Origin of the sequence: Trujillonella endophytica, from assembly GCF_900110555.1 — a bacterium.
GTDB lineage: Bacteria > Actinomycetota > Actinomycetes > Mycobacteriales > Geodermatophilaceae > Trujillonella > Trujillonella endophytica.
On the sequence record NZ_FOEE01000010.1, the window covers coordinates 127,621 to 149,723 of the forward strand.

Annotated in this window: 16 protein-coding genes; 5 read left to right on the forward strand and 11 right to left on the reverse strand. The window is 73.5% G+C overall.

All coding sequences use genetic code 11. The features are described 5' to 3' along the window. Position 1 precedes the first annotated feature (1 nt). The 4 genes from BMY88_RS16255 to BMY88_RS16270 form a co-directional block, all read right to left on the reverse strand. Entirely contained in the window at positions 2-439 is a 438-nt protein-coding gene (locus BMY88_RS16255; RefSeq protein WP_091945725.1) for an S-adenosylmethionine decarboxylase, read from the reverse strand. Positions 440-518: 79 nt separating this feature from the next. Continuing rightward, entirely contained in the window at positions 519-2,843 is a 2,325-nt protein-coding gene (locus tag BMY88_RS16260; RefSeq protein WP_091945729.1) for a putative bifunctional diguanylate cyclase/phosphodiesterase, read from the reverse strand. A gap of 135 nt (positions 2,844-2,978) precedes the next feature. After that, positions 2,979-3,818, reverse strand: coding sequence for a mycofactocin-coupled SDR family oxidoreductase (locus BMY88_RS16265; RefSeq protein ID WP_091945732.1), 840 nt, complete (start codon positions 3,816-3,818; stop codon positions 2,979-2,981). A 44-nt stretch (positions 3,819-3,862) separates the two neighbouring features. Then, the gene (locus tag BMY88_RS16270; RefSeq protein ID WP_091945733.1) at positions 3,863-5,050 is read right to left on the reverse strand and encodes a cytochrome P450; all 1,188 of its coding nucleotides are present in this window, start codon (positions 5,048-5,050) and stop codon (positions 3,863-3,865) included. Positions 5,051-5,284: 234 nt separating this feature from the next. Between BMY88_RS16270 and BMY88_RS16275 the strand changes: the two genes are divergently transcribed. The 3 genes from BMY88_RS16275 (at position 5,285) to BMY88_RS16285 (ending at position 8,931) form a co-directional block, all read left to right on the forward strand. Beyond that, positions 5,285-6,490: an amidohydrolase family protein gene (locus BMY88_RS16275; protein ID WP_091945736.1), complete on the forward strand. Its 1,206-nt coding sequence runs from the start codon at positions 5,285-5,287 to the stop codon at positions 6,488-6,490. 32 nt (positions 6,491-6,522) lie between these two features. Continuing rightward, positions 6,523-7,692, forward strand: coding sequence for an aromatic ring-hydroxylating oxygenase subunit alpha (locus tag BMY88_RS16280; protein ID WP_091945738.1), 1,170 nt, complete (start codon positions 6,523-6,525; stop codon positions 7,690-7,692). Positions 7,693-7,755: 63 nt separating this feature from the next. Beyond that, the gene (locus BMY88_RS16285) at positions 7,756-8,931 is read left to right on the forward strand and encodes an amidohydrolase family protein (RefSeq protein ID WP_091945741.1); all 1,176 of its coding nucleotides are present in this window, start codon (positions 7,756-7,758) and stop codon (positions 8,929-8,931) included. 25 nt (positions 8,932-8,956) lie between these two features. Here the strand turns inward: BMY88_RS16285 and BMY88_RS16290 are convergent, their stop codons facing one another. The 7 genes from BMY88_RS16290 to BMY88_RS16320 all read right to left on the reverse strand — a co-directional run bounded on the left by BMY88_RS16290 (position 8,957) and on the right by BMY88_RS16320 (position 17,207). Next, complete coding sequence (locus BMY88_RS16290) at positions 8,957-11,314, reverse strand: xanthine dehydrogenase family protein molybdopterin-binding subunit (RefSeq protein WP_091945745.1); 2,358 nt, start codon at positions 11,312-11,314, stop codon at positions 8,957-8,959. Continuing rightward, complete coding sequence (locus tag BMY88_RS16295; protein ID WP_170861143.1) at positions 11,311-11,790, reverse strand: (2Fe-2S)-binding protein; 480 nt, start codon at positions 11,788-11,790, stop codon at positions 11,311-11,313. The genes BMY88_RS16290 and BMY88_RS16295 overlap by 4 nt, the downstream gene beginning before the upstream one ends. Continuing rightward, complete coding sequence (locus BMY88_RS16300) at positions 11,787-12,671, reverse strand: FAD binding domain-containing protein (RefSeq protein ID WP_091945748.1); 885 nt, start codon at positions 12,669-12,671, stop codon at positions 11,787-11,789. The genes BMY88_RS16295 and BMY88_RS16300 overlap by 4 nt, the downstream gene beginning before the upstream one ends. 97 nt (positions 12,672-12,768) lie before the next feature. Then, on the reverse strand, positions 12,769-13,419 hold the full coding sequence (locus tag BMY88_RS16305) for a hypothetical protein (RefSeq protein WP_211435682.1): 651 nt from the start codon (positions 13,417-13,419) through the stop codon (positions 12,769-12,771). Beyond that, positions 13,401-14,903, reverse strand: coding sequence for an aldehyde dehydrogenase family protein (locus BMY88_RS16310; protein WP_091945752.1), 1,503 nt, complete (start codon positions 14,901-14,903; stop codon positions 13,401-13,403). The genes BMY88_RS16305 and BMY88_RS16310 overlap by 19 nt, the downstream gene beginning before the upstream one ends. Positions 14,904-14,926: 23 nt before the next feature. Further along, the gene (locus tag BMY88_RS16315; RefSeq protein ID WP_211435683.1) at positions 14,927-15,967 is read right to left on the reverse strand and encodes a phosphotransferase family protein; all 1,041 of its coding nucleotides are present in this window, start codon (positions 15,965-15,967) and stop codon (positions 14,927-14,929) included. 10 nt (positions 15,968-15,977) lie between these two features. Further along, on the reverse strand, positions 15,978-17,207 hold the full coding sequence (locus BMY88_RS16320; protein ID WP_091945754.1) for a CaiB/BaiF CoA transferase family protein: 1,230 nt from the start codon (positions 17,205-17,207) through the stop codon (positions 15,978-15,980). Positions 17,208-17,326: 119 nt separating this feature from the next. Between BMY88_RS16320 and BMY88_RS16325 the strand changes: the two genes are divergently transcribed. Then, positions 17,327-18,577 (forward strand): amidohydrolase family protein, encoded by a 1,251-nt coding sequence (locus BMY88_RS16325; protein WP_091945757.1) that lies wholly within the window; start codon positions 17,327-17,329, stop codon positions 18,575-18,577. Continuing rightward, positions 18,574-22,068 carry an indolepyruvate ferredoxin oxidoreductase family protein gene (locus BMY88_RS16330; RefSeq protein ID WP_091945759.1) on the forward strand — a complete coding sequence of 1,165 codons (3,495 nt, stop codon included), beginning with the start codon at positions 18,574-18,576 and terminating at the stop codon, positions 22,066-22,068. Before BMY88_RS16325 ends, BMY88_RS16330 begins: the two co-directional genes overlap by 4 nt. Positions 22,069-22,103: the final 35 nt, after the last annotated feature.

Consider the following 22,103-nt stretch of genomic DNA (forward strand, 5'->3'; position numbering starts at 1 on the left):
CTCAGAAGGACTTCGCGACGATCGTGCGCGCGGCGAAGAAGTCCCGCGTGAAGGTCACCGCCGCGTCGACCTCGAAGGCCTTGCACGTGTAGATGTCCACGGAGAAGAACAGCCGCGGCTGCTCCCAGGCGTAGAAGTGGGCGCCCGAGGTCTCCCAGTGGATCCACCCGGCCCAGCCGTAGAGGTCGGACCGGTGGGTGACCGGCTCGAGCAGCTGCACCATGTCGACCTCGCGCGACAGACCCGACAGGTAGTGCCGGATCTGCGCGTCGTCGACCGGGGCGGCGGGGACGCCCTCGACGACCAGGCGCTGCCGGAGGATGTCGGGGGCGAGGTCGTGCCACCCGTCCTCGCCCGCCTCGCGGGCGGGGAGGTCGACACTGCGGCGCCGGAGCGGGAGGACCAGCTCACTTTCGGGGAACGTCGGAGTCGCAGTCACCCGGTCATCGTGACAGAACGTCCATGATCCACCGCGCCGTGTCGCCCATTCGGAACACCGACGTCCACCTGTCGAGGGGTCAGGAGGGGACGATGGGCCTGCTGAGCTCAGGGATGAGGGTGAGGTCCGACAGGCCCGAGTCGAAGGCGTCGAGCCAGCCGAGGAACTCCTCGACCGGCATCGGACGGGCGATCGCGTAGCCCTGCGCGACGTCGCAGCCCAGGCGGGCCAGCGCGGCGCTGGTGGCCAGGGTCTCCACGCCCTCGGCGACCAGGCTGAGGCCGAGGTCGTGGGCGAGCGCGACGGTGTGCTGCACGATCGCCGCGGCCCGGGGGTCGCGGTCGACGTCGGCGGTGAGGGACCGGTCGAGCTTCAGCTCGTCGGCAGGCAGGTGCCGCAGGTAGGCCAGCGAGCTGTAGCCGGTGCCGTAGTCGTCGATCGACGTCCGCACCCCGAGCCGGCGCAGCTCGGCCAGGACCGTGCGTCCCCGCTCGGGGTCGGTCATGAGGGTGTCCTCGACCAGCTCGAGCGTCAGCGCCTCCCGGGGCAGGCCGTGCCGCGCGAGCGCGGACGCCACCTTGTCCGGCAGGTCGAGGTCGGTGACGTTGGCCGCCGAGAGGTTCACCGAGATGGGCACGTGGCGCTCGTGCCACCACCGGCCGGCGGCGGCCAGGGCGAGCTCGAGGACCCGGTCGGTCAGCGGCCGGAGGAGTCCGGCCTGCTCGGCGGCGGGCAGCAGGTGGGCGGGGGAGAGCAGGCCGCGGTGGGGGTGGTGCCACCGGATCAGGGCCTCCGCGCCGACGACGGAGCCGTCGCGCAGGCTCGTCTGCGGCTGCAGGTAGACGGCGAGCTCGTCACCCTCCAAGGCCGTGCGCAGCTCCTCCATCGTGCGCAGCCGGTCGCTGCCGGACGTGCCCGTGACGGGGTCGGGGACGTACACGTTCACGCCCTCGCGGGCGCTCTTGGCGGCGTACATGGCGACGTCGGCGCAGTGCAGCAGCTCCTCGACCGTCGTCGCCGGGGTCGGGGTGGTGGAGACGCCGATGCTGACGCCGACGTGCAGCCGGACACCCGCGACGGTGAACGGCTGGAGCAGGAGCTCGCGCAGCCGCTCGGCGAGCGCCTGCGCCCGGTCGACGTGGGTGTCGGGCAGCAGGATCGCGAACTCGTCGCCGCCCAACCGGGCGAGGACGTCGTCGCGGCGCAGGCAGCCGCGCAGCCGCGGGCCGACGAGGCGCAGCAGCTCGTCGCCGGCGGAGTGGCCGAGGCTGTCGTTGACCTCCTTGAACCCGTCGAGGTCCAGCAGGAGGAACGCGCCGGGCCGGCCGGCGGTGGCGGAGGTGACGATGGTCTGCGCCCGCTCGATGAGGGCCCGGCGGTTGGGCAGGCCCGTGAGCTCGTCGGTGCGGGACTCCAGCTTGATCTGGTTGAAGCTGCGGACCTCGTGGAAGGTCACGGCGATCCGGGCGATGCCGGCGACGACGCAGGCGATGGCCAGCCAGGCGGCCACGGGGGGCATGGGGTGGGTCCAGCCCGCCCCGAGGACGACGACGCTGGCCACGATGCAGGCCAGCGGCACGGCCAGCAGGCGCCAGCCGATCCGGGAGGCGCTGTCCCGCTCGACGGGGGTGGGTCGCTCCCGCGCGCCGCCGGCGGCCGAGGCCACCAGGAGGACGCCGACGAGCCAGCCGAGCTCCAGCGGGCCGCCGTCGACGTAGGTGTCGCGGACGTGCAGGGCGAACAGCGCGATGTCCGAGGCGCTGATGGCGCACAGGCCGAGGCCCAGCGTGAACAGGGTCCGGTCCAGCCGCAGGCCGAGGATGGCGCCGACCGCGACGAGGACGCCGAGGAGCAGCACCGTCGTCGTGGGGGCGAAGAGGTCGACCGCGGCCACCTTCTGCTCGCCCGGCTCGGGGTAGAGGTAGGGGCCGAGCAGGAACGCCACGCCGGCGGAGAGGGTGCCGAGCGCGCCGATGATCCCGTCGAGCCACATGCTGGGGTGGAACCGGGGCACGCGCGCCCGGATGACCACGAACAGCGGGACGTACATCGTCAGGTACGCCGTGAAGGACACGGCGGTGGACAGCGCGGACGCCTCGCCGTTGCCCTCGAGCCCGGCGGAGAGCACGCGCAGGGCGTTGCCGACGGCGCCGAGGCTCAGCGCGACGGCGAGGCCGATCCACGCCACCCGGTCGGCGCGCACGCGCTGCGACGCCAGGGCGCACGCCGCGGCGGCGGCCAGGTACGGCAGGTTGTAGAGGACGACGTCGTAGGTCCGGTCCCACGCCGCGCCGGGCGGTCTGCCCCCGAGCCCCGTGGCGAACAGGGCGACGAAGGCGGCCGTCAGGAGCGGCGCGAGAAGGGGTCGCTGCAGCGCGGAGACCAGCGCTCGCTTCCTCTGCATGCCCGGGTCATCGGCGGGTGGGGCCCGAGACTTCAGGTGGAGCGCCCCCTGTCTCACCCAGGGGGGTGAGCCGCCCCCGCGCGGAGCCCCGCGCCGCAGTGGCCGGTGCGGGGCTCCGCCGGGGTCGGGTCGTCGCTACTTGAGGGTGGCGCCGGCGTCGACGGTGAGGTTGAGCCCGGTGACGTAGCGGGCCTCGTCCGAGGCGAGGAACAGGACCGCGTTGCTGATGTCGACCGCCTCGACCATGCCGATCGGCAGGACGTGCATGCCGCGCGCGGCCACGTCCATGTCCGCCGGGGTCGGGTTCTCCAGGTCGGGCCGGAAGAGCTTCATCGTGCCCTCGTTGATGAACATCGGGGTGTTCACGTTGGTCGGGTGCACGCAGTTGACCCGGATCGAGTACTTGCCCAGCTCGACGGCGAGCATCCGCATGAGGCCGACCACGCCGTGCTTGGCGACGGTGTACTGGCCGGTGTTGGGCACCGCCTTCAGGCCGCCGACGGACCCGGTCAGGATGATCGACCCGCCGCGCTTGCCGGCCTTGATGTGCGGGACGGCGGCCTTCACGGTCTTCCACACCCCGGACAGGTTGACGTCGAGCATCTCCTGCCAGTCGTACTCGGTCGTGAAGTCCAGCTTCTGTCCGCCGTTGCCGATCCCGGCGCTCGCGGAGACGACGTCGAGCCGCCCGAGCTCCTGCACCCCGGCGTCGACCGCCGCCTTCAGCGCGTCGAAGTCCCGCACGTCGGCCTTCGTGGCGATGATCCGGCGGTCGAGGGCCTCGACCAGCCGCACGGTCTCCTCGAGGTCCTCGGGCGTCGCCGGCGGGATGACGGTGTTCTCCGGGACCGGACCGCACGCGTCGACGGCGATGATGTCGGCGCCCTCCTCGGCCAGGCGGACCGCGTGGCTGCGGCCCTGTCCTCGCGCCGCACCGGTGATGAACGCGACCTTGCCCTCGAGCCGACCAGCCATTGACGCTTCTCCTCGTTCGGTTTCCGTCGGGGTGTGTGCGGGGATCAGGCGTCGCAGCTGACGACGGCGTCGCGCAGCTCGTAGCTCATGATCCCGTCGTTCCAGGTCATCGTCGGGGGGCGCACGAGCTCCAGACCGGGCAGCTTCATCAGCTTGTCGAGGAAGACCCGGCTCTCGTGCAGCGCCACGTTCGCGCCCGGGCAGCGGTGGCTGCCGTCGCCGAAGCTCATGTACGCGCCGACCATGCGGACCTTCGTGGCCCGGTCGGGGTCCAGCGCGTGCGGGCACTCGCCGACCGTGGCCTCGTCGAGGTTCGCGTCGCGGATGCTCAGCGCCACCACCTCGCCCTCGGCGAGGGTCCCCGACGGCAGGGGCGTCTCTTCGGTCGCCCGGCGGTGCAGCATGGCCGCGACGGGTTCGATGCGGAGGATCTCCTCGAGGATCGCCAGCTGGTCGGCCTCGTCCCCGGCGACGAACCGGGCGCGCAGGGCGTCGTCGTCGAACAGGTGCCAGGCGGCCATGACGATGAACTCGCGCGTGGTGACCATGCCGGCCACGGCGTAGGTCATGCACTCGATGAGGATCTGCTGGTTGCTGTACTCCTCGTCCAGCAGGTGCGAGATCACGTCCTCGCGGCGCTCCTTGCGCCGGGCGCGCACGGCGGGCAGCACGTCCTGCACCATGAAGTTCAGCGCGTGCACGCCGACGAGGACCTGCATCACGCTGCGCCGGAGGCCGGTGTGGTTGCCGAGCTCGGTGCCGATCAGGCTGCGCTTGATTCGCTTGGCCATCCGCAGCTGGTTGCTGTTGGTCAGGCCCACGATCTCCGCGGCGACGGCGACCGTCATGCGGAAACTGACGTCGTCCAGCCGCCCGCCGCGGTCGGCGCGCAGCATGGCCATGAGCTCGTCCGCGGTCCGCTCCATGACCGTCCGGTGCCGGGTCGCGATGACCTTCGGGGTGAAGAACTTGGCGATCGCGGTGCGGCGCCGCTTGTGGTCCTCGCCGTCGAGGAAGAAGACCGAGCTCTGGGTGAGGTCGTCGCGGTCCTCGTCCTGACCGGCACCGGCCTGGCGCATCGCCTGGCTGCGCAGCACCCGGCGCACGTCCTCGAACCCCGCCACCACCTCGGCGCCCGGCTTGGGCTTCACGTTGGCCGTGGCCAGCGCGGCGGACTTGCGGTCGTCCCGTCCGCCGTGGACCGGGCAGACATCGGTGGAACTCGCGGTCATGCGGACCTCCTCGGAACGGACCCGGCCGGGCGGACGCCCGCGCGCCCCGGCCGGCACGAACGTGCACGTCGTGCACGAATCGACTGGGAACCTACGTGCATCGGGGGGCGCCCGGTAGCCCCGGGGCCGCTTCCCGCCGACCTCGGCGAGGGGCGTCCCACCCTGTGGCCGGAGTCCGATCGTTGCTACGCTCCTATGTGAGCGTTCGTTTTGTTACAGGCCGGGAGGGCGAGCATGTCGATCAACTGGTTCATCTCCGTGGACGACCACCTGATCGAACCGGCCCGGCTGTGGGAGGAGCGCCTGCCGGCGAAGTTCCGCGAGGCCGGTCCCCGGATCGTGCGCGAGGGCAGCACCGAGTTCTGGATGTACGAGGACCGGCAGATCGTGACCACCGGGCTCAACGCCGTGGCCGGCAAGAACCGCGAGGAGTTCTCGCCCGAGCCGATCACCTACGAGGACATGCGTCCGGGGTGCTACGAGCCGGCGGCGCGCGTGGCCGACATGAACGACGGCCTGGTGCTGGCCTCCATGCTGTTCCCCTCGTTCCCCCGCTACTGCGGCCAGGTCTTCCACGAGGCCAAGGACAAGGAACTCGCCCTGCTGGGTGTGCAGGCCTGGAACGACTTCATCCTGGAGGAGTTCGCCGAGGCCTACCCGGGTCGCTTCATCCCGATGATGATCATCCCGCTGTGGGACCCGGTGGCCGCCGCGAAGGAGGTCGAGCGCACCGCCGCCCGCGGCGCCAAGTCGATCGCGTTCTCGGAGAACCCGACCAAGCTCGGGCTGCCGTCGATCCACACCGACGAGTGGGACCCGCTCTTCCGCGCCTGCGACGAGACCGGCCTCGTCGTGTCCATGCACGTCGGCTCCTCGTCCAACCTCATCCGCACGTCGCCGGACATGCCCACGCTGGCCTTCATGGCCTACTCGGCCGCCGCCAACCAGGCGGGCACGCTGCTGGACTGGCTGTTCAGCGGCAACTTCACCCGGTTCCCGAAGCTGAAGATCGCGCTGTCGGAGGGGTCGATCGGCTGGATCCCGTACTTCCTCGAGCGGGCCGAGCAGGTCATCGACAAGCAGCGCTTCTGGGCGTCGCGGTTCGACATCGACATGAATGCCAGCCACGAGCGGGGCGAGGAGAAGGGTGCGGCGAAGTTCGACCTGGACACCGACATCCGCCGCCTGTTCAAGGACCACGTGTTCGGCACCTTCATCGAGGACCAGGCCGGCCTGCGCCTGCTCGACATCATCGGCGAGGACAACGTGATGCTCGAGTGCGACTACCCGCACTCGGACTCGACCTGGCCGAACACCTCCGAGATGGCCGAGAAGTGGCTCGGGCACCTGCCGAAGGAGACCCAGCACAAGATCACCATCGGGAACGCGTGCCGGGTGTACGACTTCACGCCCGCGGACCCGGCCACGATCGTCCGCTAGTCGCCCGCCGCCAGCAGTCGAGGGAGATCCCCGTGGACCGCGAAGCCTTCGAGCACGCCATCGTCCGCCGGTTGCTCGATCACGTGGAGAACCGCACCACCGACCTGGCCGACGACGTGCTGGAGCTGTCGACCGACGCGTACTCGGCCGAGACGCACGCGGAGGAGGTCGACGTCCTCTTCCGCGACCACCCGCTGGTGCTCTGCCTCTCGGGGGCGCTGCCGGAGCCCAACACCTACTTCACCGTCGACCTGTGCGGCTCGCCCGTCCTGCTGACGCGGGACGCCCGGGGCGAGGTGCACGCGATGGCGAACATCTGCCGGCACCGCGGGGTCCGGCTGGTCGACGGCGCCGGGGCGGCCAAGAAGTTCACCTGCCCGTTCCACGCCTGGGTGTACGACCTCGAGGGCGCGCTCGTGCGGGTTCCCGTCGGCGAGGCGTTCGAGGGGATGTGCCGCGACGAGAAGGGCCTCGTCGAGCTGCCGGTCGCCGAGGGGTACGGCCTGGTGGTGGGCCGGCTGCGGCCGGGGGCGGCCGTCGACGTCGACGAGTACCTCGGCCCCGGCCTCGCCGACGAGCTGGCGATGCTCGACTTCGCCGACTGGCGTCCCTACGGCGAGACGCACGTGCACGAGGTGGCCGCGAACTGGAAGGTCACCCTCGACACCTACCGGGAGAACTACCACTTCAACTACCTGCACCGCCGCACGCTCGCGACCTACGCGCACGGCGGCGTGCTGACCTTCGACGCCTTCGGCGCGCACCTGCGCAACACCTCGGCGCTGCGGTCGATCGACGCGCTGAAGGGGGTGCCGGAGTCGGAGTGGACCGACGTGACCCAGCACTTCAGCTACCAGTACGCGCTCTTCCCCAACGTGAGCCTGACCTTCGACAGCCGGCACGCGGAGCTGTGGCAGATCCTCCCGATCGACGCGGCCTCGTGCGAGGTCGTCCACACCGCCTACGCCCGGCCCGACCTCGACGAGGCGGAGCAGGCGAAGCTGGTGGAGATGGCGCCGTGGATCTGCGACGCCGTCGTCGACGCCGAGGACTTCTGGGTCGCCGCCCGCACCGAACCCGGCGTGCGCAGCGGGCTGCTGGACACCGTGGTGTTCGGGCGCAACGAACCCGCCCCGCAGCACCTGCACCGTGGCTTCGCCGCGGCGGTCGAGGCCGCCCGCGAGCGCCGCGCCCGCCCGTAGTCCCCCGCGCCGGCGGCCCGCCGGCCACCGTCCCGGCCCGGCCGGGCTGACGAGGAGGCACCGATGCCCGAGCTGGTCGCCGATCTGCGCGTGATCGACGCGGACACGCACATGACCGAGCGCCACGACCTGTTCACCGAGCGGGCGCCGAAGGGCTACGAGGACCGGGTGCCGCACGTCGAGAAGGTCGACGGCGTGGACATGTGGGTCATCGAGGGCACGACCTTCGGCAAGGCCGGGTCGGGCGGGACCATCGACCACGCCGGGAAGAAGCACCCCTTCCGCGCCTCGCAGGGCGGCTCGTGGGGCATCGACGACGTCCACCCGGCGGCCTGGGACCCCGAGGTGCGGCTGCGGCTGATGGACGAGCTGGGCGTGCATGCGCAGGTCGTCTACCCGAACGCGATCGGCCTGGGCGGCCACAACCTGGTCAACTCGGTCGCGGACCCGACGCTGCTGCGGCTGTGCGTCGAGCTCTACAACGACGCGATGGCCGAGGTCCAGGCGGACTCGGGCAACCGGCTGCTGCCCATGCCGATCATGCCGGCGTGGGACATCGACGGCTGCGTCCGCGAGGCCCGGCGCTGCGCGGAGATGGGCATGCGCGGGGTGAACATGACCGCGCACCCGCAGGACTCCGGGTCGCCCGACCTCGGCGACCGCGCCTGGGACCCGTTCTGGGAGGTGTGCGCGGGCATGGAGCTGCCGGTGCACTTCCACATCGGGGCCAGCCAGACCGCGCTGTCCTACTTCGGCACCACCTACTGGCCCAGCCAGGACGACTACGTCAAGCCCGCCATCGGCGGCGCCTCGCTGTTCCTGAACAACTCGCAGGTGCTGCTCAACAGCGCCTACTCCGGCATGTTCGACCGGCACCCCGAGCTGAAGATGGTCTCGGTGGAGAGCGGCATCGGCTGGGTGCCGTTCATGCTCGAGGCGATGGACTACGAGCTGGAGGAGAACGCCCCGGAGTGGTTCGACAAGCTGCAGAAGCGGCCGTCGGAGTACTTCCGCGACAACTGGTTCGCGACCTTCTGGTTCGAGAAGGGCAACGGGGACCTGCAGCACCTCATCGACACCGTCGGTGAGGGCAACGTGATGTTCGAGACCGACTTCCCGCACCCCACCTCGCTGCACCCGAACCCGCTGGAGATCGTGCGGGAGCAGGTCAGCGCGCTGCGCCCGGAGACGCAGGTCAAGGTCATGGGCGGCAACGCGGCGAAGCTCTACCGGATCTGACACCCGCCGGGGGCGGACCCGCCGCTCAGCGCAGGGCCTCCGGGGGGACGAGGGCCGCGAGGCTCTCCGGGGTCAGCGGCAGCCGGGTGATCCGCGCGCCGAAGGGCGCGAGCGCATCGGCGACGGCGTTGACGACGGCGGGCGGGGCGCCGATCGCGCCGCCCTCGCCGACGCCCTTGTAGCCGCCCGGCCCCCCGCTCATCGTCTCGATGTGGCCGTACTCGATCACGGGCACGTCGGTGGCGGTCGGCAGCAGGTAGTCCACGAACGTCGTCGCGGTCGGGTTGCCGTCCTCGTCGTAGGCCAGGTGCTCCAGCAGCGCGCCGCCGATGCCCTGGACGGTGCCGCCGGCGATCTGCCCCTCGACGACGGAGGGGTTGATCATCGGTCCGCAGTCCTCGCTGACGATGTAGCGCAGCAGCGTGACCCCGCCGGTGACGGGGTCGACCTCGCACGTGCACACGTGCGCCGCGTTGACCCACACCGAACGGGTCTCGGCGGTGTACCGCGCGCTGGCCTCCAGCCCCGCCGGGACGCCGGGCGGCAGCGAGTAGGGGTCGAAGTACGCCGTCGCCGCCAGTTCCGCGACCGTGACCGAGGCCCCCGGCACGCCGCGCACGCTCGCCCGGCTGCGCACCAGCTCGATGTCCTCGGGGGCGGCCTCCAGCTTGTGCGCGGCGATCGCGATCATCCGCTCGCGCAGGATCGTCGCCGTGTCCCGCACCGCGCCGGCGGTCATCGAGCCGCTGCGGCTGCCGGCCGTGCCCGCGCCGAAGCCCGTGACGGCGGTGTCGCCCTGGATGGTGGCGACGTCCTCGATGGCCACCCCGAGCACGTCCGCGGTGAGCTGGACGACCGTCGTCTCGATGCTGTTCCCGGTCGAGCCGCCGGCGATGTAGACGTTGACCTTCCCCGAGGGCTCGATGCGGATCGTCGCCGCCTCGGTCGCGTACGAGCCGTAGCCCGGGGTGGACGGCTCGACGTAGGTCGACATGCCGACACCGAGGTAGCGGCCCGCCTCCCGCGCCCGCGCCTGCTCGGCGCGGAAGGCGTCGTAGTCGAGCATCTCCAGCGCCTGCTCGAAGGTCTCCAGCGGCGTGATCCGGTCGTAGGTCATGCCGTTGGGGTTGGCGAAGGGGAGCTCGTCGGTGCGCAGCAGGTTCCGGCGCCGCAGCTCGGCCGGGTCCATCCCCATCTCGCGCGCGGCGTTGTCGAGCAGCACCTCGCGGGCGAGCGTCTCGAACTGCCACGGCCCGCGGTAGGCGACCCGACCCGCGGTGTTGGTGTAGACGGTCGTGGCGGTGAAGCTCGCCGCCGGCACCCGGTAGGGGCCCGGGAACAGCATCCCGACCGCCGCGGAGGTACCGACCGGCCACGGCGTCGGGTAGGCGCCGCAGTCGGACACGAAGTCGATCGAGGCGGCGAGGATCAGCCCGTCGGGGTCGAAGGCCATCGAGACGTCGGCGTGCTCGTGCCGGGACATGCCCGCGGCGAGCAGGTTCTCGCGGCGGTCCTCCACCCATTTGACCGGGGCGCCGGCCCTGCGCGCGACGAGCATCAGGGCCATCTCGTCGCGCTGGACCATGACCTTCTGGCCGAAGCCGCCGCCGGTGTCGCGCATGAGCACCCGGATGCGGTGCTCGGGCAGGCCGAGCAGCCGCGAGCAGAACAGCCGGATCTCGTGCGGCGCCTGGGTCGCCGCGTGGATGGTCAGCTCGCCGGTGCTCGCCGAGTAGTCCACGACCATGCCGCGCCCCTCCATGGGGACGGCGGTGTGGGCCTGCTGGTGGATGGTGTCGGTGACGACGTGCGCGGCGCCGGCGAACACGTCGGCCAGCGTGGCGGCCGGGCGTCCGGCCAGCTGCCCGACGACGTTGGACCCGTGGGCCTCGTGCACCAGCTCCTGCGCCTGCGCGGCCCGCGTGTAGTCGACGACGGCGGGGAGCTGCTCGTAGTCGACCTCGACCAGCTCGGCGGCGTCCTCCGCGAGGTAGCGGTCGTCGGCCAGCACCAGCGCGACCGGGTCCCCGACGAACCGGACGTCGGTGTCGGCCAGCGGGGGGCGGGGCGTCTCGGGGCTCTTCGGCCCCACCGAGGTGTGCCACTGCTCCCGGACGTCGGGGTTGAGGTCGGCCGCGGTGAAGACGTGCCGGACGCCGGGCAGCGCGAGCGCCGCGGACGCGTCGATGCCGAGGATCCGGCCGCGGGCCACGGGGCTGCGCACGAAGACGGCGTGCAGCATGCCGGGCAGGCGGATGTCGTCGACGTAGGTGCCGCGGCCGGTGAGCAGGCGGGGGTCCTCGACCCGGCCGATCCGGGTGCCGGCGTAGCGGGTGGCGCCGCCGGCCTCGACGCGGCCGTCGCCCGTCGCCGCCGCGGTCATCGCGCGGTCTCCGCGCCGGCCGCCTGCTGCACGGCCCGCAGGATGCCCTGGTAGCCGGTGCAGCGGCACAGGGTGCCCGACAGCGCCTCGCGGGTCTCCTGGTCCGTCGGCCGCGGGTTGTCCCGCAGGAACGCGGTGATCGACACGACGAAGCCGGGGGTGCAGAAGCCGCACTGCAGGCCGTGGCAGTCGCGCAGGGCGGCCTGGACCGGCGAGAGCTCGCCGTCGGGGCCGCCGAGCCCCTCGACGGTCGTGACCTCGCTGCCCGCGGCCTGGACGGCGAACACCAGGCAGGACCGCACCGCCTCGCCGTCGACCAGCACCGTGCACGCCCCGCAGACGCCGTGCTCGCAGCCGAGGTGCGTGCCGGTCAGCCGGCACTCCTCCCGGAGGAAGTCGGCCAGGGTCAGCCTCGGTTGGACCGTCGCCGTCCTGGCCTGGCCGTTGACCGTCAGCTCCACCTGCACGTCACTCACGCCGCGCCCTCCGTCGATGCATCCGCCACTGCCCTCGTCCACGCCCGAGCGACCATCGCCGCGCCCACCCGCCGGCGGTAGTCCGCCGAGCCGTTGCCGTCGCTGGTCACCGCGGTCAGGCCGGCCATCGCGAGCCGGCCGACCTCGGCGGGGTCGATCTCCGACACCGGGCGCCCGACCAGCTCGGCCTCGGCCTCCCGCGGCCGCTCGGGCGTCGGGCCCAGGGCGACGAGCCCGATCGCACACCGCCGCACGCGGTCGGTCTCGTCGAGCTCGACGGCGACCTCGGCGCCGGCGATCGCGTAGTCGCCGTGGCGCCGCGCGAACTCCTCGACGGCGAACCCGCTGCGCCCGCCCCAGGCGGGAAAGGTCACCCCGACGAGCATCTCGTCGGGTTCCATCGCGGTGGTCCACAGGTCGGTGAAGAACTCCTGCGCGGTGAGGGTCCGCCGTCCGGTCGGAGAGGCGATGTCCATCGTCGCGTCGAGGGCCAGCGCCGCGGCCGGGTACTCGGCGGCCGGGTCGGCGTGCGCGATCGCGCCGCCCAGGGTGCCCCGGTTGCGGATCTGGAAGTGCCCCACCAGGGGCGTCGCCAGCGTCAGCAGCGGCGCGGCCGCGGCCACCTCGGGGCTGGTCCCGACCTGCGCGTGCCGCACGGCGGCGCCGATCCGGACGCCGCCGTCGCGCTGCTGGACGCCCTGCAGTTCCGGGATGCGGCAGACGTCGACGAGGTGGTCGAAGGCGGTCAGCCGCAGGGCGAGCATCGGGATGAGGCTCTGCCCCCCGGCGAGGACCTTGGCGTCGTCGCCGAGCTCGGCGAGCAGCGCCACGGCCTCCTCGACGGTGCCGGGGGCGTGGTAGTCGAAGGCGGCTGGTTTCACCGGGCTCCTCGTCGGGGTCGGGACGTCGCACACCTCTCCCCGTGCCGACGACTGAACGCTCACTCTGCAATGACAGGCGCGGGATGTCGACCCCAGGTCAGAGCACCTCCTCGCGCACCGCCAGGAACCAGTTGCGGTCGAACAGGTCGCCCGGGCCGTTCTCGCGCGTCGCCCGGTCCAGCCACGCCGTCCGGGTGCGCAGGGCGGCCAGGTCCTCCAGCCACACCTCGGTGACCGCGTCGTAGACCGGCTCGCACTCCGGCAGCGGGGAGTTCTGCACGTACGCCGACCCGCGGGCGGCGTCGGGGATGCGGACCGCCCCCACCGAGCCCGCGTGGGTGCGCCAGCGCTCCGCGAACTCGGCACGCGACAGCCCCTCCCGGCGGACGGCGACGGCCACGTGCTCGAACCGGGTCCCGCCCTCGCGCCACCGCCGCTCCAGCCACTCGGCGCCGCGCATGACGCGCTCGGCGGCCACGACGACGGGCCCGCCACCCCCGTCGTCGTCCCCGAGCCAGGCCTCGTAGCGGGCGAGGTGCGCCGCGTCGGTGAACAGCTCCACCCCGATGCCCGCGTGCGGCGCCGCCGGCGTCAGCTCGGTCAGCGTCAGCCCGAGGGTGATGCGGTCGGGCCGGGTGCCGGGCGGGGCGTCGAGGGCGGCGACGACCGCGTCGCGCCATGCCTCCGGGGCGGCGTCGTGGGCGGCGAACCGGATCCGCTTGAGCGCCATCAGTCGGTGTCGATCCACACCGACTTGGTGTTCAGGTACCCCTCGAGCGACTCCTCGCCCATCTCCCGGCCCCAGCCGCTCATCTTGTAGCCGCCGAACGGCACCGCCGGGTCCATCAGCAGCATCGTGTTCACCCACACCGTGCCGACCTGCATCCTCGCGGCCAGCCGGTGCGCCTTGCCGACGTCGCGGGTCCAGATCCCGCCGGCCAGGCCGTACTCGGTGTCGTTGGCACGGCCGGCGACCTCCTCGAGGCTGTCGAAGGGCAGCACGGCGGCGACCGGGCCGAAGATCTCCTCGCGCGCGATCCGCATGTCGTCGGTGACGTCGGCGAACACCGTCGGCGGGACGAAGTAGCCCCGGGCGAGGTCGCCGTCGGTCACCCGCGCGCCGCCGGCGGTCACCCGGGCGCCCTCCCGCAGGCCCAGGTCCAGGTAGCCGGTGACCCGCTCCAGCTGCTCGGCGGAGACCAGCGGCCCGATCCTGGTCTCGGGGTCGAGGCTGTTGCCCACCCTGAGAGAGCGCGCGAAGTCCGAGGCGCCCTCGACGAACTCCTCGTAGACCGGCCGCTCCACGTAGATGCGGGTGCCGGCGCAGCAGATCTGGCCGGAGTTGGAGAAGACCCCCATCGCCGCGCCGGGGATCGCCTTGGCCAGGTCGGCGTCGGCGAACACGACGTCCGGTGACTTGCCGCCGAGCTCGAGGGTGAGCCGCTTCAGGTTGCCGGCGGCGGCCCGGATGATGTGCTGGCCGACCGCGGTGGAGCCGGTGAACGCCACCTTGTCGACGTCGGGGTGCGCGGCCAGCGCGGCGCCGACGGTCTCCCCGAAGCCGGTGAGCACGTTGACCACGCCGGGCGGGATGCCCACCTCCAGCGCGAGCTCGCCGATCCGCAGCGCGACCAGCCCGGCCTCCTCGGCCGGCTTGAGGACCAGCGTGCAGCCGGCGGCCAGGGCCGGACCGATCTTCCAGACGGCGTTGGAGATCGGCCGGTTCCACGGGACGATCGCGGCCACCACGCCCAGCGGCTCCTTGAGCGTGTAGCTGAGCACCGAGCCCGGCATCGAGTTGGGGATCGTCGCGCCCTGGATCTTCGTGGCCCAGCCGGCGAAGTAGCGCAGCACCTCGGCCTCGAAGGTGGGCCGGGTCGTCGTCCGCCGCCGGCCCGCGGGGAAGCCCATGTCGACGGCCTCGAGCAGCCGCAGCTCGTCGTAGTGCTCCTGCACTGCGTCCGCGAGCGCCCAGAGCAGCCGCTGCCGCTCCCGCGGCGACGTCGCCCGCCACGGCCCCTCGAACGCCGCCCGGGCCGCGGCGACCGCGCGGTCGGCGTCGACCGCGTCGGCCTCGGCGAGCGCGGCGATGGTCTCGCCGGTGGAGGGATTGATGCTCGGGAAGGTGCGTCCGCCGGCCGCCTCCACCCACTCGCCGCCGATCAGCAGCTTCTTGGGGGCGGGGCCGAGGAACCCGGGCAACGGGGTATCGGGCAGGGACGTCGTGGACATGGGGCGGTGCTCCTTGTCGGGGGCTATTCGAGGGAGGTCAGGGCCGCGCGCGTCTCCAGCTCCACGAACGCGGTCGCGTAGCGGATGGCCAGCTCCAGGGAGATGTCGTGGGACTGGTAGCCGTCGGTGCCCAGCGTCGACAGCCAGATGGCCAGGCCGTAGGCGGCCGAGGCGCGGTACCAGAGCCAGGCCTCGTCGCGGTCGGCGGCGGGGTCCAGCGCGGTGCGGTGGGCCTCGACGAGGTCCTGCTCGGCGGCCCGCCGGTCGGTGTCGGTCAGCGCGCCCTGCACGAAGTAGCCGACGTCCTGGGACCAGTGGCCGCGGCGGACGACCTGCCAGTCGAGGAAGCCGACGTCGTCGCCGGGCAGCACGTAGGTGTTGCCGACGTGCGCGTCGGCGTGCAGCAGCGTCGGGTCCCGGTGCAGGAGGGCCACGTACCGCACCCACAGGTCGACGACCTCGTCGGGTGAGCAGCGGAGCACCTCGGCGGGCAGGCGGTCCCCGGCGCGCTCGAGGCCGAGCGGCACCCGCCGGCGCAGGCCGCTGGAGAAGCCCTCGGTCGGCGCCCACGTCTGCACCCACTCCAGCGCCGGGACGTCGGCCTGCCGGAAGCCGCGGTACTGCCGGTGCAGCGCGCCCAGGCCCCGGGCGCCGGCGGCGACCTGGTCGACGGTCATGGGCCGGAGCGCGTCGCGGGGGTCGCCGCCCCGGCCGGTCACGTCCTCCAGCACGACCACCCAGTCCAGCGCCGGGCGGTCCACCAGCACCGCGTAGGGCCGCGGGTGGTCGACCGGGATCGGCCGGCCCGAGGAGTAGAAGGCCGGCTCGTTCCAGAGGTTGCCGTTGCGGGCGTGGGCGTCCCGGTGCTCGCCCTCGGACTTGACGAAGACGACGTCCGGGCCGGAGCCCGCCGCGTACGTCAGGCCGAACGTCGCCCGCCGGTTGGTGCCGTCGCTGCGGCGGAGCAGCGTCAGCCCGGCGACCTGCGCGCCGGGACAGCTCTGCGCGAGCGCCGCCGTCATCCACTCCGGGGAGAGGTCGGCCCAGTCGGCGGGGATCAGCACGGTGCGCTCCTCACTGGACGGCCCCCCGGTCCTTGAACTCGGCGATCTCCGCCCACGTCAGCCCGAGCTCCAGCAGGGCCGCCTCGGTGTGCTCGCCGTGCTCGGGGGCGCGGGTGGGGCGCCCCGGCCGCCCGTCGAACTGCACCGGGGTGGTGACCATCGGCAGGCCGAAGCCGCCGGCCATCTCGACGTCGGCCACGAACCCGTTCGCCCGCACCTGCTCGTCGTCGTGCACCTCGGCCGGGGTCTGCACCGGGGCCCACTCGCCGTCGAACCCGGCCAGCGCCCGGGTCCACTCCGCGAGCGTCCGTTCCGCGAACGCCGCGTCCAGCGCCGCCACGCACTCGGCCGCGTGGGTCCGCCGGGCGGCGAGATCGGCGAAGCGGGGGTCCTCGGCGAGCTCCTGCCGGCCGAGCACCTCGCACAGCCGGGGCCAGTGCGGATCGGGCGCGAGCACCATGAGGGCGACGAACCGGCCGTCCGCGGTGCGGTACGGGAGCATCAGCGGGTTCCACACCGAGGCCCGGTCCCGCGGCGCCGAGGTGGCGCCGTCGGTCGCCGCCAGGCCGGCGTTCACGACGTCGGGCTGCACCTGCCACAGGCCGCAGGCGAGCAGGGCGGCGTCGACGACCGAGGGCTCGCCGGTCCGCTCCCGCCGGTACAGCGCGGTGCTGACCGCGCCGGCCACCGCCAGCCCGCCGACGACGTCGCCGAAGGCCGGACGCGGCGGCCCCGGCCACGGCTCCCCGGCCGGGGAGAGCAGGTGCTGCATGCCGCTGCGCGCCCAGTAGGCGCCGGTGTCGTAGCCACCCCGGTCGGCGTCCGGGCCGCGGGCCCCGAAGGCCGTGCCGCGGACGTAGATCACCGCGGGGTTGTCCCGCCGCACGTCGTCGACGTCCAGCCGCAGCCGGCGCAGCGTCGACAGCCGCAGGTTGGTGACGAAGACGTCCGCCGTCTCGACCAGCCGGCCCAAGAGCCGCCGCCCGTCGGGGTGCTTGAGGTCCAGCCCGACCGAGCGCTTGCCGCGGTTGGCCGACTGGAAGAAGGGGTCCACGCCCCGGTACACGTTGTGCAGGCCCGCGGTGACCAGCGACCGGTAGGGATCCCCGGTCTCCGGGTGCTCGACCTTGAGCACCTCGGCGCCCCACTCGGTGAGCACGGCGCCGGCCATCGGCACGAACACGTGCGAGGCGACCTCGACGACCCGGACGCCGGCCAGGGGGCCGGGTGCTGCGGTCATGGGGCGCGGCACTCCTCGTCGGGCTGGGATAGGACGCCGCGGCGACCTACCCTCACGTGCGGTGTGATGGCGGATACAGTGACAGGAGCAAGTGCTCACTCACAAGAACGGGGCGGGAGATGGCCGACCGGACGCTGTTGCGCAACGCCCGGGTGCTGACGTGCTCCGGGGATCCCACCGAGCGGCTGCTCGACGGTGACGTGCTCCTCGAGGGCGACCGCATCGCGGCGGTCACCCCGGGCCGGCTGGCCGTCGACGAGGCCTCGACCCGCGTGGTCGATTTGGCCGGCGCGACCGTGCTGCCCGGGCTCGGGGACGCGCACGTGCACACGAGCTGGCCGCTGGACTTCGTCTTCGACCACGGCGCGATCGCCGCGACGCCGCCGGCCCGGCACATGCTCGACGTCGTCGCCGTCGTCCGCACGTTCCTGGAGAGCGGCTACACCCAGATCATCGGCGCCGGCGTCACCCAGCCCGGCGACGACCTGCTGGCGAAGCAGGCGATCGAGGCCGGCCTGATCCCGGGCCCGCGGATCGTGCCCAGCGGGATGATGGTCGCCGAGGTCGGCGGCCTCGGGTCCGACGGCGAGCTGATGGAGGTCGCGGCCGACGCCGCCTCCCTGCGCGAGATCGTCGCCCGGCAGTGCGACCAGGGCGTCACGGCGCTCAAGCTCTTCGTCTCCGGCGACGGCGTGGTGCCCGCGCACCCGTCCGAGGACGTCTACATGGACGACGAGATGCTCTCGGCGGCGGTCGCGGAGGCCGACCGGCACGGGGCCTTCATCACCGTGCACGCCCGCGGATCGGCCAGCGTCGCGATGGCCGCGCGCACCGGCGTCCGGATCATCCACCACGCCTGCTTCCTCGACGACGAGGCGCTGACCGCGCTGGAGGCCCGGCGCGACGACGTCTGGGTCTGCCCGGGGCTGCACTACCTCTACGCCGTGGTGCGCGGCCACGCCCGGCCGTGGGGCATCACCGAGGAGCGAGTCGAGGCCTCGGGCTACCCGCGCGAACTCCGGGCGCAGGTCGACGGCCTGCGCAAGCTCAGGGCGGCCGGCATCAAGATCTTGTCCGGCGGCGACTTCGGGCACCAGTGGACCCGGCACGGCACCTACGCCGCGGAGCTGGAGCGCTACGTGGAGCTGGTCGACATGTCGCCGGTGGAGGCCATCCACACCGCCACCCGGAACTTCGGCCCGGTGGTCGGCCTGCCGACCGGCCAGGTCCGGGAGGGCTACCTCGCCGACCTGGTCGTCCTCGACGGCGACCCGACCGCCGACATCACGCTGCTCCAGCAGCCCGACCGCCGCCGCGCCGTGCTCAAGGACGGCCGGTTCGCCTACGTCAACCCCGACGTCTTCCCGTGACGGCGGTCGAGCCGGGGACCCGGACGGCGGAGGTCCTCTCCGGCGTCGACACCCTCACCCGGCTGCTCCTGCTGCGCCAGCAGGTCGACGCCCGCGACGGGCTCACGACGGCGACCCTGGTCTCGGGCTACCCGGGCTCGCCGCTGGGCACCGTCGACCTCGCCCTCGACGCGCTGGGCGATCGGCTGGCGGCGCACCGCGTCGTCCACCGGCCGGGGCTCAACGAGGAGCTCGCCCTGGCCGCCGTGTGGGGCAGTCAGATGGGCACCGTCGTCCCCTACGACGGCATCGACGGCGTGGCCGGCGCCTGGTACGGCAAGGGCCCCGGCCTCGACCGCAGCGGCGACTCCCTCAAGCACGGCAACGCGATGGGGTCCGGCCCGAACGGCGGCGTCGTCCTGTTCTGCGGCGACGACCCCGGGTCGAAGTCCTCCACGCTGGCCTGCGACAGCCAGTACGCCCTCGAGGACGCGTGCGTCCCGGTGCTCTACCCGGCCGACCAGCAGGACCTGCTCGACCTCGGGGTGCACGCCTTCCGGATGTCGCGGTGGTCCGGCGCCTGGGTCGCCCTGAAGATCGTCACCAACGTCGCCGACGGCATCGGCAGCGTCGACGTCGACCCGGCCCGGCAGCAGCCGGCGGACCCGGCCGGCGTCCTGGTGGACGGCGTGCCGTGGCAGCACCGGCCGCTGGCCACCATCGGGCCGCACGCGGTGCCCGACCAGGAGGTCCTCGTCGTCGAGCGCCGGCTGCGCGCGGCCCGCGCCTACGCCCGGCACAACGGGCTCGACCGGGTGCTCGGCGCCGCCCCCGGGGCGCCCCTGGGCATCGTCTGCGCCGGCAAGACCTACGTCGACGTGGTGCAGGCCCTCGCCGACCTGGGGGTGACGCAGGAGGGGCTGGCCGACGCCGGGGTGCGGGTGCTCAAGCTCGGCATGACCTACCCGCTGGTCGAGAAGACGGTTCGGGAGTTCGCCGCCTCGGTCGACGAGGTGCTGGTGGTCGAGGAGAAGCGGCCGTTCGTCGAGACGCAGTTGCGCGCGGTCCTGCACGAGGCCGGCAGCCGGATCCCCGTCGTCGGCAAGCGCGACCGGGAGGGGCGCCCGCTGGTCTCCCCGGTGGGGGAGCTGGACGCGACGGCCGTCGCGGCGGTCCTCGCCCGCGTGCGGCCGGAGCTGGCGCCGCGCCGGCCGGCCGCGGTCCGCACGTCCCTGCCGCTGCTGCAGCTCCCCGCCCGCCCGCCGGGCTTCTGCAGCGGGTGCCCGCACAACCGGTCCACCGTGGCGCCCGACGGCGCGCTCGTCGGCGGCGGGGTCGGCTGCCACGGGATCATGTACTTCGAGCCGCGCAACGCCGGGATGCGCCGCCTCCCGCCCACGCCGATGGGCGCCGAGGGGGTGCCGTGGATCGGCCTGGCGCCGTTCGTGGCCGAGCCGCACCTCATCCAGAACCTGGGCGACGGCACCCTGAGCCACTCCGGCACGCTCGCCATCCGCGCCGGCGTGGCCGCCGGGGTGAACGTCACCTTCAAGATCCTCTACAACGCCGCCGTCGCCATGACCGGGGGCCAGGACGTGACCGGCGGGATGGACGTGCCCGCGCTGACGCGGGCGCTGGAGGCCGAGGGCGTCCGGCGGATCGTCGTCTGCGCCGAGGACCCCAAGCGGTACGGACGCCGGGCCCGCTGGGCGGCCGGTGTCGCCGTGCACGGCCGGGACCGGCTGGACGCCGTGCAGCGCGAGCTCGCGGGCGTCGAGGGCGTCACGGTGATCGTCTACGACCAGCAGTGCGCGGCCGAGGCCCGCCGGTTGCGCAAGCGCGGGCTGCAGGAGGAGCCGGCCCGGAGGGTCGTCATCAACGAGGCCGTGTGCGAGGGCTGCGGCGACTGCAGCACGAAGAGCAACTGCCTGTCGGTGCAGCCGCTGCCCACGGAGTTCGGCGTCAAGCGCCAGATCCACGACCTGTCGTGCAACCGCGACTACACCTGCCTGGACGGCGACTGCCCGTCGTTCGTCACGCTCACCCCGCGGCGGCGGGGGAGGCGTCGGACGTCGGCGCGGGCCGCGCGCCCGGCGCTCCCGGCCGGCGAGCTCCCCGAGCCGCGGCTGCCCGAGCTGGGGGAGCAGTACGGCGTCTACTTCACCGGCATCGGCGGCACCGGTGTCATCACGGCCAACCGGATCCTCGCCTCGGCCGCGGAGGCCGCCGGGCTCGTCGTCGGCGGGGTCGACCAGACGGGGCTGTCGCAGAAGGCGGGCGCCGTCGTCTCCCACCTGCGGCTGGCCCGCAGCCGCGAGGCGCTGGGCTCGGCGGCGGTGACCGCGGGCGGCGCCGACCTCTACCTCTCCGGCGACATCCTGCAGGCGGCCGGCCCCAAGCACCTGGAGAAGGTGACCCCCGGCCGCACGACGGCCGTCGTCGACGTCGCGGTCACCCAGACCGTGGCGATGATGCAGGGCGGCGCGCCCCCGCCGCCCGCCGCCGACCTGCAGGCGGCGATCACCGCCCGCGTCGGCGCCGACCGGGTCGCGTTCCTGGACGCCGGCCGCATCGCCGAGCGCGTCTTCGCCAACCACCTGCTCGGCAACGTGGTGCTGCTCGGCGCCGCGTTCCAGGTCGGGGGGCTCCCGCTGGCCCTGGCCGACCTCCACCGCGCGATGGAGAGGGGCCGGGGAGCCGCGGACAACCGGGCCGCCTTCGCGTGGGGGCGCTGGGCGGCGCACGACCCGGCCGCGGTCGAGGCGGCGCTCGCCGCGCCCGACGCCTCGAGCATCAGCGACCCCTCCGCCGACGCCGTGCGCGTCGCGGCCGACCTGGTCGCGCGCCGCCGGCTCCCCGTCGAGCTGCGCGACCTGCTGGTCCGGCGGGCCGCGCAGGCCGTCGACTACCAGGACGCCGCCCGCGCGGAGCGGTACCTCGACCTCGTCGAGCGCGTCGCCGCCCACGACGACGCCGACCGCGCCTGGGCGCTGACCGCCGAGGTCGCGCAGGCGTGGTTCCTGCTGCTGACCTACAAGGACGAGTACGAGGTCGCCCGGCTGCACCTGTTGGCCGACTACGACGCGGCCGCCCGAGAGCTCGGCATCGACGGGCCGTACGCGGTGACCTACCACCTGCACCCGCCGGTGCTGCGCCGGCTGGGCGTGCACCGCAAGCTCCCGATGGGCCGGCCGTACGAGATCGCCTTCCGCGGGCTGAGCCGGATGAAGCGGCTGCGGGGGACCCCGTTCGACGTCTTCGGCTACGACCCCGACCGGCGCATGGAGCGCCGGCTGATCGGTGAGTACGAGCGGCTGGTCCTCGAGGCCGTGGACCCCGCCGCCGGTCTGCCGTACGGGACGCAGGTGCGGCTCGCGGGGTCGACGGCGACGGTGAAGGGGTACGCGCAGATCAAGGAGGCGGCGGTCGCCGCCTGGCGCGAGCAGGTCGCCGCCATCCGGAGCGCGGCCGGCGCCGTGCCGGTCACCCCGCCGGTCACCCCGATCCGCTGACCGACCGGGCCCCGCGAGCCCGGCGACCGAGGAGG